This window comes from Streptomyces sp. WMMC940, assembly GCF_027460265.1.
Lineage (GTDB): Bacteria > Actinomycetota > Actinomycetes > Streptomycetales > Streptomycetaceae > Streptomyces.
Genome location: NZ_JAPZBC010000001.1, coordinates 5,965,085 through 5,978,368 on the forward strand (window position 1 = coordinate 5,965,085; position 13,284 = coordinate 5,978,368).

Consider the following 13,284-nt stretch of genomic DNA (forward strand, 5'->3'; position numbering starts at 1 on the left):
CGGGATCCGATGACGGGGGAGGGGACCGTGCGGCTGAGGCCGCCGAGCAACACGCTGAACGAACGGGCCGTCGGGTGGTGGCGGGCGCGGTGCCTGCTGACGGCGGCCGTGCCGGTGGCGGTGCTCGCCGCACTCGGCGCGTTCACCGTGCCCGCCAGGACCTGGCTGTGGTTCGCTGCCGGGGCACTGGCGGTCCTCGGCCTGGCCGGCACGGCCTTCTTCCCCTCCTGGTGGTACCGGGTCCACCGCTGGGAGGTCACGGAGGAGGCCGTGTACGTCCGCACGGGCGCCCTCTGGCAGGAGTGGCGGATCGCCCCGATGTCCCGGATCCAGACCGTCGACACCGTACGCGGTCCGCTGGAGCAACTCTTCCGGCTGGCCACGGTCACCGTCACCACCGCCTCCGCCAAGGGAGCGCTCAGGATCGAGGGCCTGGACCACGAGGTCGCGGCCCGACTGGCCGAGCGGCTGACGCGGATCACCCAGGCCACTCCCGGCGACGCCACATGAGTTTCCTGAGTCAACCTCTATGCCGCCATCCGCGTCTCCGCGGTCGTGTTGATCTTGCTGTTGGATTGGTGGATCACGGGGTCATAGCAGGTGCCGTCGCGCCAGCAGGCCCACATCACGCGGAGCCATGCTCGGGCCAGGATGCGGATCGCGTGGGGGTGTCGCTTCTTGCGCGCCCTGGCGTCGTTGTAGATCTTGGCGGCCCAGTCGCTGCCGTGGCGGCTGTTGTCGGCGAAGGTCGTCAGCGCGAGTCGAGCTCTTCGGTTGGTCGCGAAGCGGAAGGAGACCGTGCGGGCCTTGCCCGAGGCCCGGGTGACCGGGACGACGCCAGCTTCGGCGACGAGTTGTTCGCAGGTCTGGGCGCGTTCCAGGATCGGGCCGATCTCGCCGATGATCTGCCCGAGGCTGACCTTGCCGATGCGCGGCATGGTGGCGAAAAGCGGTGCGTAGGGATGGGTTGCGGCTGCTTCGGCGATGGACTTGTCCAAGACACGGATCGTCGCGCGTATGCCCTGCACCAGCTGCACCTGGACTCGGACGAGCTGTCCGGCGACCTGTTCGCTGAGGCGGGAGGCGGCCTTCGGGGCCAAGCGCAGGCGTTCGATCAGGACGCTGCCGGGCTTCTTCCCGGAGTATCCGTGGCGCTTGCACCAGGCTTCGAGGCGTCCGGCGGTGAGCCTGGCGGCGGAGGCCGGGGTGGGGTAGCGCTCCAGGAAGGCCATGGCGATGTCGCTGTCGAGTTCGTAGAAGACGGCCTTGCCCCCGGGCCGGTGCTCGTCCAGCAGGGCGGCGAGCTGGTTGACGGCGGCGACCTTGGCCTCGATGTGGTCGGCACGCTGCCGGGTGAGGGCCTGGAGGTCGAGGGTGGCCTGCTCGGTGGGTTCCAGTCTGGGCAGCATGTGCCCGTCGGTGCGCAGGTAGTCGGCGAGTTTCATGCTGTCGCCGGCGTCGGTCTTGGCCTTGGAGGCGCCCCAGCGTGCCCGCATGGCGTGGAAGGCGTTGGGGTGCACCGGCACGATGGGGTGTCCGGCGGCAAGGAGGCGGTCGACGGCCAGGCCGCGGGTGGTCTCGATCGCTACGGGCAGGTCTGCCGGAGCACCGTGTTTGCGCAGCCTCGCCAGAGTCTTGGTGAACCCCTCCTCGGTGTGGGCGAGTTCCCACCGGTCGATGCGTTTTCCGGCGTCGTCCATGACGGTCACGTCATGGGTCTCGGTCGCCCAGTCCCACCCGATGAACACGAAGGTCGTACTCCTGTGCCTGTGACGGAGCACCTGCCCGGTGATGAGGTCGTCTGCCGGGAGCTCATTAATCGGCCCTCTGCGGGGCGTGTCCCTGAAGCCGATCAGACGGCCTCGGCCCGGCGGGGCTGGCGTAACTCATGTTGGCCGTCGAGCAGCTCGCGACACTGGCCATGCACCCACCGGGACCGAGAGGTCACAACCCTACCGAAGAGGGCTGCAGAAAGGATGGTCCTCTAATGAGCGCCTCGGGCGGGCCCGACCAGGGCTGGCGGCGGCTGGACCCGCGCACGGTGCTCGCCACGGCCGCCGTGACGGCGGGGGTGGCGGGCGGTGCCGGACTGCCCGTCGTGCTCGGTCTGGCCGGGAACATGCCGTGGTGGCAGGCGCTCGGCTGGGTGCTCGCCGGGGCCCTGGTGGTCATCGCCGCGGGCGCGGGCGCTGACTGGCTGCGCTGGAGGCGCACGCGGTACCGCATCGGCCCCGAGCGCGCCGAGCTCCACACCGGGCTGCTGCTGGTGAAGCGGCGGTCCCTGGCGCGCGAACGCATCCGCACCGTCGATCTGACGGCCCATCCGCTGCTGCGGATACTCGGCCTGGTCAAGGTGCGGATCGGCACCGGTGAGCACACCGGCGGTGGGGAGTCCACGCTGGAACTCGACCCGGTCACCAGGGCCGAGGGCGAGCGGCTGCGCCGGGAGCTGCTGGTGCGGCGGGCCGCCGGGGTGACGGAGGCCGAACGGGACGGGACACTGGCGGCCCTCGACCCCCGCTGGATCCGCTACGCGCCGGTGTCCTTCGTCGCGCCCCTGCTCGGCGGTGCCGCGGTCGGAGCGGTGATGCAGGTCAGCCAGTGGTTCGGGGTGCAGACCCAGGTGATCGACTGGGTCGGCGAGCGGTTCCGGGACACGCCGCTGCTCTGGACGGTCGTGGTACTGGCCGTACTGGCAGTGGTCGCCGGGGTCGTCGGAGCGCTCGGCCTCTGGGTGGAGATGTGGTTCGGCTACCGGCTGGAACGCGAACGGGGCGGCACGCTGCGGGTCCGCCGGGGGCTGTTCACCTCCCGTTCCCTCTCGATCGAGGAGCGACGGCTGCGCGGAGTCGAACGCGTCGAACCCCTCGGCGTGCGACTGTTCGGGGCAGCGCGGGTGGACGCCGTGGCGACCGGCCTGGTCGAGGACGACGAGGACGGGCAAGCCGACCACAGGACGCTGCTGCCGCCCGCGCCGGGGCCCGTGGCCGACGACGTCGCCGCCCTGGTGCTGCGGGAGCCCCGCCCGCCCACGAGCGCCCCGCTCACCGCGCATCCGCGTGCGGCGCGTTCCCGCAGACTGCGCCGGGCCCTCGCGGCGGCCCTCGCGCCGGTCCTGGTCCTCGTCGTCCTGGGCCTGTCGGTGACGGACGTCCTGCTGTACGCAGCCGCGGCGAGCGCGGCGGTGTCCCTGCCGCTCGCGGTGCTGCTGGCCCTGGACGCGTACCGGAGCCTGGGCCACGCACTCGAAGGCGACTATCTGGTCGCCCGCTCGGGGACCGTCCGGCGGGGCACGGTGGCGCTGCGGCGGGGCGGCGTCATCGGCTGGACGCTGAGGCAGTCGTGGTTCCAGCGGCGTGCCGGGGTGCTGACCCTGACCGCCACCACGGCGGCGGGCGACGGTGCCTACCCGGTGTACGACGCCGACGAGCACGAGATCCTGGACTTCGCGGCCCGGGCGGTTCCGGGGCTGCTGGAGCCCTTCCTCGAACGGCCTGCCGAAACCCGGAGGCCCCGGGGCGCACGGGGCATGAGCGGGTCCGTCGCGCCTGTGCCGGTCCGCGCCTCCGGAACGGTGTACGGCCCGGTCCGCCGGGAAAGGGCGGACCGGGCCGTACGCACCCGGGCGGTGAGCCTCCGTCAGGCGGAGGCGGGCGGATAGAGATCACGCGGCAGTTGGGACGCGGCCGCCGAGTCCAGCAGCCACAGCGTCCTCGACCTGCCGTACGCCCCTGCCGCCGGGGCCTGGATCTCGCCCGCGCCCGACAGGGCGATCCGTGCGGCGTTCGCCTTGTCCTCGCCGGCGGCGAGCATCCACACCTCGCGCGCCGCCCGGATCGCCGGGAGCGTCAGGGAGATGCGCGTCGGCGGGGGCTTCGGCGCGCCGTGGACGCCGACGACCGTGCGCTCCGTCTCCCGTACCGCGGGAAGCTCGGGGAACAGGGAGGCGACGTGCGTGTCGGGGCCCACGCCCAGCATCAGGACGTCGAACGCCGGCACGTCGCCGCCCGCGTCGGCAGCCGCCGACCGGTAGTGCTCGGGGCCCGCGGCGGCGGCCAGCTCCTCCGCGTACGCGGCCGCCGCGGCGTCCGCGTCGTTGCCGTACCGTCCGCCCGACGCGGGCATCGGGTGCACCCGGGCCGGGTCCAGCGGCACCGAGTCGAGCAGGGCCTCCCGGGCCTGGGTGATGTTGCGCTCCGGGTCCCCCTCGGGGAGGAAGCGCTCGTCGCCCCACCACAGGTCGAGCCTCGACCAGTCGACGGCGTCCCGCGCGGGCGCCGCGGCGAGCGCGGCCAGCAGGCCGTTGCCGTTGCGCCCGCCGGTGAGCACCACCGAGGCGGAGCCCCGGGCGGCCTGGGCGTCCACGATCTTCGTGATCAGCCGGGCCGCCGCGGCCTGGGCCATCAGCTCCTTGTCGCGGTGGACGACGAGTTGGGGGGCGCTCACTTGGACGCCGCCTTCCTCGCCTGGGCCTTCGCGGGAGTCCTGTCCCCGCTCCTCTCCCCGGACGTCTCCGCCGTCGGGTCCGGGCGCTTCGCCGGGGCCTTCCTCGCTGCGGAGCCGCCGCCGGCCGGTGCGCCCTCCTGGTCGAGCCGGTCCACCCCGAACCGCAGCGTCGCGGCGTAGATGTCGTCCGGGTCCAGCCGCCGCAGCTCCTCGGCCATCAGCTCGGCGGTGTCACGTCGCTTCAGCGCCACCGCACGGTCCGGCTGGCCCTCGATGGACAGCGTCGCCAGGGAGCCGTCCGCGCGGTCCAGCACGATGGTGCCGCTGTCCGTGAGCAGCCGCACGGCGGTGAGGCCGGGACCGCCGGAGACCGTGCGCGTCACCGGTACGTCCAGCCGGTCGCCGAGCCACATCCCGAGCAGTTCGCAGCTCGGGTTGAACTCCTCGCCCTCGACCTCGGCCCCGGTGATCCGCCAGTCGACCTGGTCCAGCGCGGCCGCGAGCATCGAGCGCCACGGCGTGATGCGGGTCCAGGACAGATCCGTGTCGCCCGGGGTGTAGGCGTCGGCGCGGGCGGTCAGCTCGGCGATGGGCTGCTCGCAGGCGTAGGTGTCGGTGACCCGGCGCTGGGCCAGTGCGCCCAGCGGGTCGGACGCCGGATCGACCGGCGCGTTCACCGGCCACCACACCACGACCGGCGCGTCCGGCAGGAGCAGCGGCAGCACCACGGACTGGGCGTGGTCGGCGACCTCGCCGTACAGCCGCAGGACCACCGTCTCGCCGGTGCCGGCGTCCGCACCGACCCGGACCTCGGCGTCCAGCCGCGCCTTGGCCCGGTCGCGCGGCGAGCGGGAGACGCGCTTGATGACGACGAGCTTGCGCGAGGGGTGTTCGCGGGCGGCCTCGTTGGCCGCCTTCAGCGCGTCGTAGGCGTTCTCCTCGTCGGTGACGATGACGAGGGTGAGGACCATGCCCACGGCCGGGGTGCCGATCGCCCGCCGGCCCTGTACCAGCGCCTTGTTGATCTTGCCGGAGGTGGTGTCCGTAAGGTCGATCTTCATGGCCGGCGCCAGCTCCGTCCGTCTCGTGCGAGCATTTCGTCCGCCTCGACCGGACCCCACGTCCCGGCCGGGTATTGCGCGGGCCTGCCGTGCTTCTCCCAGAACTCCTCGATCGGGTCCAGGATCTTCCAGGACAGCTCGACCTCCTCGACCCTCGGGAAGAGGTTGGAGTCGCCGAGCAGCACATCGAGGATCAGCCGCTCGTACGCCTCCGGGCTCGACTCCGTGAAGGACTCGCCGTAGGCGAAGTCCATGGAGACGTCGCGGACCTCCAGCGAGGTGCCGGGGACCTTCGAGCCGAAGCGCAGGGTCACGCCCTCGTCCGGCTGGACCCGGATGACCAGCGCGTTCTGCCCGAGCTCCTGGGTGGCCGTGCGGTCGAAGGGGGAATGCGGCGCGCGCTGGAAGACGACGGCGATCTCGGTGACGCGGCGGCCGAGCCGCTTGCCGGTGCGGAGGTAGAACGGCACACCCGCCCAGCGCCGGTTGTCGATCTCCAGCTTTATCGCCGCGTAGGTGTCGGTCTTGGAGGTGCGGTCGATCCCCTCCTCCTCCAGATAGCCGACGACCTTCGCGCCGCCCTGCCAGCCGGCCGCGTACTGTGCGCGGACGGTGCCGGCGGCGAGGTCCCTGGGCAGCTTCACCGCGCCCAGCACCTTGGTCTTCTCCGCCGCCAGCGAGTCCGCCTCGAAGGAGGCGGGCTCCTCCATCGCGGTCAGGGCGAGCAGTTGGAGCAGGTGGTTCTGGATGACGTCGCGCGCGGCGCCGATGCCGTCGTAGTAGCCGGCACGGCCGCCGATGCCGATGTCCTCGGCCATGGTGATCTGCACGTGGTCGACGAACGACCGGTTCCAGATCGGTTCGAAGAGGGTGTTGGCGAAGCGGAGCGCCAGGATGTTCTGGACGGTCTCCTTGCCCAGGTAGTGGTCGATGCGGAAGACCTGGTCCGGCTCGAACACGTCGTGGACGATCGAGTTGAGCTCCATCGCGGAGGCCAGGTCGTGGCCGAAGGGCTTCTCGATGACGGCGCGCCGCCACGAGCCGTCCTTCTGCTCCGCGAGCCCGTGCTTCTTCAGCTGCTTGACGACCTTGGGGAAGAACTTCGGCGGCACCGAGAGGTAGAAGGCGAAGTTGCCGCCCGTGCCCTGTACCTGGTCGAGTTCCGTGATGGTCTTCTTCAGGGTCTCGAACGCGTCGTCGTCGTCGAACTCGCCGGGGACGAACCGCATGCCCTGGATGAGCTGCTGCCAGACCTCCTCCCGGAAGGGAGTCCGGGAGTGCTCCTTCACGGCCTCGTGGACCTCGTGCGCGAAGTCCTGGTCGTCCCACTCGCGGCGGGCGAAGCCGACGAGGGAGAAGCCCGGCGGCAGGAGGCCGCGGTTGGCGAGGTCGTACACGGCGGGCATCAGCTTTTTCCGTGACAAATCGCCCGTAACGCCGAAGATCACCAGGCCCGACGGCCCCGCGATGCGCGGGAGCCGTCGGTCCGCGGCGTCACGAAGCGGATTCGCTCCGTGTGCGGAAGTCAAGGTGTTCAGCCCTCCGAAGGAGCGAGGCGCTGGAGCTCCGCCTCGGTCGACTTGAGCAGGTCGTTCCAGGACCCCTCGAACTTCTCGACGCCCTCGTCCTCGAGCAGTTGGACGACGTCGTCGTAGGAGATCCCGAGCTTCTCGAGGGCGTCGAGCTCGGCACGGGCCTGCTCGTACGTCCCGCGCACCGTGTCGCCCGTGATCCGCCCGTGGTCGGCGGTCGCCTCCAGCGTGGCCTCCGGCATGGTGTTGACCGTGCCCGGTGCGACCAGCTGGTCCACGTACATCGTGTCCGGGTACGCCGGGTCCTTGACGCCGGTCGAGGCCCACAGCGGACGCTGCGCGTTGGCCTGCGCCTTGTCGAGGGCGGCCCAGCGCTCCGACGCCGGCGTCGACTTGTCGGCCGAACCGAACACCGCCTCGTAGGCCTGGTAGGCGAGCCGCGCGTTGGCGAGCGCCGCCTTGCCGCGCAGCTGCTTCGCCTCGTCCGTGCCGAGGGCGTCCAGCCGCTTGTCGATCTCGGTGTCCACCCGGGACACGAAGAACGACGCCACAGAACGGATCTTCGACAGGTCCAGGCCCGCGGCCTTCGCCTTCTCCAGGCCGGCCAGGTAGGCGTCCATGACCTCGCGGTAGCGCTCCAGCGAGAAGATCAGCGTGACGTTGACGCTGATGCCGAGGCCGATGACCTCGGTGATCGCCGGAAGGCCGGCCCGCGTGGCCGGGATCTTGATGAACGTGTTCGGCCGGTCCACCAGCCATGCCAGCTGCTTGGCCTCGGCGACGGTCGCCGCCGTGTTGTGCGCCAGCCGCGGGTCGACCTCGATCGACACCCGGCCGTCCTGGCCGCCCGTGGCGTCGAACACCGGCCGCAACACGTCCGCGGCGTCGCGCACGTCCGCGGTGGTGATCATGCGGAGGGCTTCCTCCACGGTCACCCGGCGGGTGGCGAGGTCGGAGACCTGCGGCTCGTAGCCGTCGCCGGACGAGATGGCCTTCTGGAAGATGGACGGGTTGGTGGTGACGCCCACGACGTGCTGCTGGTCGATGAGCTCGGCCAGGTTGCCGGACGTGATGCGCTTGCGCGACAGGTCGTCGAGCCAGATCGCGACGCCTTCGTCGGAGAGGCGCTTGAGTGCGTCTGTCATGAGAATTGCATCTCCTACTAGTCGTATACCGGCGTCAGCGCTCGGCGGCGGCGATCCCAGTCGTTGAATCGAGGACGGCCCGCGCGGCGGCGGCCACCGCCTCGGGGGTGAATCCGAACTCGCGGAACAGCACCTTGCCGTCGGCCGAGGCACCGAAGTGCTCCAGCGACACGATCCGGCCGGCGTCACCGACGAAGCGGTGCCAGGTCAGCCCGATACCGGCCTCGACGGCCACCCGCGCCTTCACCGACGGCGGCAGCACCGAGTCCCGGTACGCCTGGTCCTGCTGGTCGAACCACTCGACGGACGGCATCGAGACGACCCGCGTCGCGATGCCCTCGGCCTGCAGCTGCTCGCGGGCCTCCACGGCCAGGTGCACCTCGGAGCCGGTGGCGATCAGCAGGGCCTGCGGCTCGGCGCTCTCCCCTCCGGGACCCTCGGCCTCGAACATGACGTAACCGCCCTTGGCCGCGTCCTCGTTGGGCTCGTACGTCGGCACGCCCTGGCGGGTCAGCGCCAGACCGTGCGGCGTGCCCACACGGAACTCCTTCGTCCAGCGACGGAGGATCTCGCGCCAGGCGATCGCCGTCTCGTTGGCGTCGGCCGGGCGCACGACGTTCAGACCCGGAATGGCGCGCAGCGAGGCCAGGTGCTCCACCGGCTGGTGCGTCGGGCCGTCCTCGCCGAGACCGATCGAGTCGTGGGTCCAGACGTACGTCACCGGCAGGTGCATCAGCGCGGACAGCCGGACCGCGTTGCGCATGTAGTCGGAGAAGACGAGGAACGTACCGCCGTAGACACGGGTGTTGCCGTGCAGCGTGATGCCGTTCATGATCGCGGCCATCGCGTGCTCGCGGATGCCGAAGTGCACCGTGCGCCCGTACGGGTCCGCCTCGGGCAGCGGGTTGCCCCTGGGCAGGAACGACGAGGTCTTGTCGATCGTGGTGTTGTTCGAGCCCGCCAGGTCCGCGGAACCGCCCCACAGTTCCGGGACCACCGCGCCCAGCGCCTGCAGCACCTTGCCGGACGCGGCACGGGTGGCGACCGCCTTGCCGGTCTCGAAGACCGGGAGCTTCTCCTCCCAGCCGGCCGGGAGTTCGCCCGCGCGGATGCGGTCGAACTCGGCGGCGCGCTCCGGGTTGGCGGCACGCCACTCCGCGAACGTCTTCTCCCACTCCTCGCGGCCGGTGCGCCCGCGGTCGAGGGCCTGACGGGTGTGCCGGATGACCTCGTCGGAGACCTCGAAGGTCTTCTCCGGGTCGAAGCCGAGGACCCGCTTGGTGGCCGCCACCTCGTCGTCGCCCAGCGCCGCGCCGTGCGCGGCCTCGGTGTTCTGGGCGTTCGGGGCCGGCCACGCGATGATCGAGCGAACGGCGATGAAGGACGGACGCTCGGTCTCCTCCTTGGCCGCCTTCAGCGCCTCGTACAGCCCCACCGGGTCCAGGTCGCCGCTCGGCAGCTGGGCCACGCGCTGGACGTGCCAGCCGTACGCCTCGTACCGCTTCAGGGTGTCCTCGGAGACCGCGGTCTCGGTGTCGCCCTCGATGGAGATGTGGTTGTCGTCCCAGAGCAGCACCAGGTTGCCGAGCTTCTGGTGGCCGGCCAGCGAGGACGCCTCGTGGGAAATGCCCTCCTGGAGGCAGCCGTCGCCGGCGACGACCCAGACGGTGTGGTCGAACGGGGAGGTGCCGGGAGCGGCGTCCGGGTCGAACAGCCCGCGCTCGTAGCGGGCGGCCATGGCCATGCCGACGGCGTTGGCGACGCCCTGGCCCAGCGGGCCGGTCGTCGTCTCGACGCCCACGGTGTGGCCGTACTCGGGGTGGCCCGGGGTCCTGGAGTCCCATGTGCGGAAGGACTTGAGGTCGTCGAGCTCCAGACCGTACCCGGCGAGGTAGAGCTGGATGTAGAGGGTCAGACTGGAGTGACCCGCGGAGAGCACGAACCGGTCACGGCCGGTCCAGTCCGCGTCGGCGGGGTCGTGGCGCATCAGCTTCTGGAAGAGGACGTACGCCGCGGGGGCCAGGCTCATCGCCGTACCGGGATGGCCGTTGCCGACCTTCTGTACGGCGTCGGCGGCGAGGACACGGACGGTGTCCACTGCCCGCTGGTCCAATGCGGTCCACTCGAGGTCTGTGGTGGTCGGCTTGGTGCTCACCCTGGGTCAGGGCTCCTCTCCACATGTTCGGGTCCCGGTGACTGACCGGGCGCTGTCGAGCCTACCCTCGCAGCAACGTGCAGCCTTTCGGGTGCACGTCTCTCCAATCGGACACATCAACCAGCCTGCGGGTACCGGCCCGACTTCGCCTGTTGTCGGTGACTGACTCCGGTGATTACGGACGGCGCCGCCGCGGCGCTCAACACGACCCACCCCCGCGAAGATCGGCATGGGGCCAACGTCTAGAGTGGCGTGGTACGCGCAAGCCTTCACCGGGCATTCACGCCTCCATGACCCTCCGGGTACGAGGGATGCCCCCGCGAAGCTTGCTGGGAATTCTCTGTCAGGGGTGTGCGTGACGGCCGTCGAGTCCCGACCCGCCGGGGTCGTCTTGACTCCCAGCCCGGGGGGCCACCGGCCGTTCGGGGCCCGCGTCAAGGCATTCGTGGCGCTGACCAAGCCGCGGATCATCGAGCTGCTCCTCATCACCACCGTACCGGTGATGTTCCTGGCGGCGCAGGGTGTGCCGGACCTCTGGCTCGTGATCGCCACGTGCGTCGGCGGATACCTCTCCGCGGGCGGTGCCAACGCGCTCAACATGTACATCGACCGCGACATCGACGCCCTGATGGACCGCACCGCGCAGCGCCCGCTGGTCACCGGCATGGTGTCGCCGCGCGAGGGCCTGGTCTTCGGCGTCACTCTGGCCGTGGTCTCCACGCTCTGGTTCGGACTTCTCGTCAACTGGCTGTCGGCGGCCCTGGCGCTCGGCGCGCTCCTCTTCTACGTGGTCGTCTACACGATGCTGCTGAAGCGGCGCACCGCGCAGAACATCGTCTGGGGCGGCATCGCCGGCTGCATGCCGGTGCTGATCGGCTGGTCCGCCGTCACCGACTCCATGTCGTGGGCCGCCGTCGTCCTCTTCCTCGTCATCTTCTTCTGGACGCCGCCGCACTACTGGCCGCTGTCGATGAAGGTGAAGGAGGACTACGCGCGCGTGGGCGTGCCGATGCTCCCGGTCATCGCCTCGAACAAGGTCGTCGCCCGGCAGATCGTCGTCTACAGCTGGGTGATGGTGGCGGTCTCGCTGCTGCTGACCCCGCTCGGCTACACCGGCTGGTTCTACACGTCGGTGGCGCTGGCCACCGGCGGCTGGTGGCTCTGGGAGGCGCACGCACTGCAGAGCCGCGCCAAGGCCGGGGTGACGGGCGGGAAGCTCAAGGAGATGCGGCTGTTCCACTGGTCCATCACCTATGTCTCGCTGCTGTTCGTCGCCGTCGCCGTGGACCCCTTCCTGCGCTGACCGGCCGCCCGGGGCGCCCCGGGCACGGCGTGGCCGAGACCACGTGGCCGGGCGGTCGCCAGTCGATCTACCCGCGAGTAGCATCATGGTCATGGCAGACACCCAGGTTGACGAGAAGCAGTCCGCGAAGACCGAGCGGAAGGCGGCGAAGCTCGCCAAGCAGATCGGCGCCTTCGCCAAGGCGCACGGCGGCGCCGAGGGCCAGCTCGCGTACATCGGCCGGACGGGCACCCGCATCGTGCTCGTCGGTGAGGACGGCGGCTGGGGCGACCTGGTCGCGCCGACCCACGAGATCGCCGTCAGGGCCGCGGAGAAGTCCGGCATCACCCTGCACGAGTCGTTCGACGGCGACTTCGCGCTGAAGGTCCGCACCGGACCGTACGAGTGGACCCGGATGGCCGGCATCCAGGTCGGCGGCCCGTCGAACGGCTGACCGCTCCGTGCCCTGCAGGGGCACGGGAGAGCGGCCGTTGCGGCCCGGGGCAACACCTCGCGCGGGGCTCACCCGTTAGGACGGGTGGAACGAACGTCCACCGCTGGGAGCCCCGGATGATCGACACGCCGTCCTTGGTGGATCAGTACTGTCACGGCGTCCTCCGCACGGAGCTGGGCCTCGGTACCTTCGAGGCCCACCTCGGCAGGACCGCCGGGCCGCCCGCACCCGGCACCACCTTCTTCGACAGCCAGACCGGCTTCGCCGTACGCCGCTGGTGCCCGCCGCTGCTCGGCCTCGAACCCCACTGCCCGCCGACGCACTACCTCGCGCGCCGCCGTGAGCTCGGCGTCCTCGAATCCGGCAGGCGGCTGCTGCGGGCCACCGGGATCTCCACCTACCTGGTGGACACCGGGCCGCCCGGGGACCTCACCGGGTTGCCCGAGATCGCGGCCGCGGGCATGGCGGACGCCCATGAGATCGTGCGCCTGGAACTCCTCGCCGAACAGGTCGCCGACACCTCGGGCACCGTCGACTCGTTCCTCGCCAACCTCGCCGAGGCCGTGCACGGCGCGGCCGACTCGGCCGTCGCCTTCACCTCCGTCGCCGGCGTACGGCACGTGGCCTCCCTCCCGCCCGAGCCACCGGGGCCAGGCGAGGTGCGCGGTGCCACCGGGCGCTGGCTGGACGGCCGGACGGTCGGCGGCCGGCTCACCGACCCCGTGCTGCTGCGCCATCTGCTCTGGGTCGCCGTCGCCTCGGGGCGGCCGCTGCAGATCCACGTCGGGGTGGGTGATCCGCTGTCGCTGACCGGCTTCGCGGCGGCCACCGCGGGCCTCGGCACCGATCTGGTGCTGCTGCACGGCTATCCGTACCACCGCCACGCGGCGCATCTGGCGAGCGTCTTTCCGCACGTGTACGCCGACGTCGGCCCCGCCCTGGCCCACACCGGCGCGGGGGCGGCGGCCGTCCTCGCAGAGACCCTGGAGCACGCCCCGTTCGGGAAGCTGCTGTTCTCCAGCGGGGCCCGTGGGCTGCCCGAGCTCCATGTCGTCGGCGCCAGGATCTTCCGGGAGGCGCTGGACCGGGTGCTCGGCGGCTGGGTCGGCGACGGCGCCTGGTGCCGGGCGGACGCCCGGCGGGTCGCCGGGATGATCGCGGCGGACAACGCCCGCCGCGTCTACGGTCTGGCCGGCTGAACCGATCCGG

At 71.4% G+C, this 13,284-nt stretch carries 11 protein-coding genes; 5 read left to right on the forward strand and 6 right to left on the reverse strand.

Annotation, left to right across the window (positions count from 1 at the left end; all coding sequences use genetic code 11):
- Positions 1–9: 9 nt before the first annotated feature.
- Positions 10–510, forward strand: coding sequence for a PH domain-containing protein (locus O7595_RS26215; protein ID WP_269731068.1), 501 nt, complete (start codon positions 10–12; stop codon positions 508–510).
- 17 nt (positions 511–527) lie between these two features.
- On the opposite strand, the gene O7595_RS26220 is transcribed toward O7595_RS26215, so the two are convergent.
- On the reverse strand, positions 528–1,748 hold the full coding sequence (locus O7595_RS26220) for an IS110 family transposase (protein ID WP_269726866.1): 1,221 nt from the start codon (positions 1,746–1,748) through the stop codon (positions 528–530).
- Between the two features lie 239 nt (positions 1,749–1,987).
- Between O7595_RS26220 and O7595_RS26225 the strand changes: the two genes are divergently transcribed.
- The gene (locus O7595_RS26225) at positions 1,988–3,661 is read left to right on the forward strand and encodes a PH domain-containing protein (protein ID WP_269731069.1); all 1,674 of its coding nucleotides are present in this window, start codon (positions 1,988–1,990) and stop codon (positions 3,659–3,661) included.
- On the opposite strand, the gene pgl is transcribed toward O7595_RS26225, so the two are convergent.
- The 5 genes from pgl to tkt are packed head-to-tail and all read right to left on the reverse strand — an operon-like array spanning position 3,640 to position 10,339.
- A complete protein-coding gene (pgl, locus tag O7595_RS26230; RefSeq protein ID WP_269731070.1) occupies positions 3,640–4,446 on the reverse strand; it encodes a 6-phosphogluconolactonase in 807 nt (268 codons plus the stop codon). The genes O7595_RS26225 and pgl overlap by 22 nt on opposite strands.
- Positions 4,443–5,507, reverse strand: coding sequence for a glucose-6-phosphate dehydrogenase assembly protein OpcA (gene opcA / locus O7595_RS26235; protein ID WP_269731071.1), 1,065 nt, complete (start codon positions 5,505–5,507; stop codon positions 4,443–4,445). The genes pgl and opcA overlap by 4 nt, the downstream gene beginning before the upstream one ends.
- Positions 5,504–7,036, reverse strand: a complete 1,533-nt coding sequence (gene zwf / locus O7595_RS26240; RefSeq protein ID WP_269731072.1) for a glucose-6-phosphate dehydrogenase — start codon at positions 7,034–7,036, stop codon at positions 5,504–5,506. The genes opcA and zwf overlap by 4 nt, the downstream gene beginning before the upstream one ends.
- A gap of 5 nt (positions 7,037–7,041) precedes the next feature.
- The gene (gene tal / locus O7595_RS26245) at positions 7,042–8,184 is read right to left on the reverse strand and encodes a transaldolase (RefSeq protein WP_269731073.1); all 1,143 of its coding nucleotides are present in this window, start codon (positions 8,182–8,184) and stop codon (positions 7,042–7,044) included.
- Positions 8,185–8,218: 34 nt separating this feature from the next.
- On the reverse strand, positions 8,219–10,339 hold the full coding sequence (gene tkt, locus O7595_RS26250; RefSeq protein ID WP_269731074.1) for a transketolase: 2,121 nt from the start codon (positions 10,337–10,339) through the stop codon (positions 8,219–8,221).
- Positions 10,340–10,694: 355 nt separating this feature from the next.
- Between tkt and O7595_RS26255 the strand changes: the two genes are divergently transcribed.
- From O7595_RS26255 to O7595_RS26265, 3 genes are all read left to right on the forward strand, one after another.
- Positions 10,695–11,642: a heme o synthase gene (locus O7595_RS26255; RefSeq protein WP_269731075.1), complete on the forward strand. Its 948-nt coding sequence runs from the start codon at positions 10,695–10,697 to the stop codon at positions 11,640–11,642.
- Between the two features lie 91 nt (positions 11,643–11,733).
- Entirely contained in the window at positions 11,734–12,075 is a 342-nt protein-coding gene (locus O7595_RS26260) for a hypothetical protein (RefSeq protein WP_269731076.1), read from the forward strand.
- A 116-nt stretch (positions 12,076–12,191) separates the two neighbouring features.
- Positions 12,192–13,274: an amidohydrolase family protein gene (locus O7595_RS26265; RefSeq protein ID WP_269731077.1), complete on the forward strand. Its 1,083-nt coding sequence runs from the start codon at positions 12,192–12,194 to the stop codon at positions 13,272–13,274.
- Positions 13,275–13,284 lie beyond the last annotated feature (10 nt).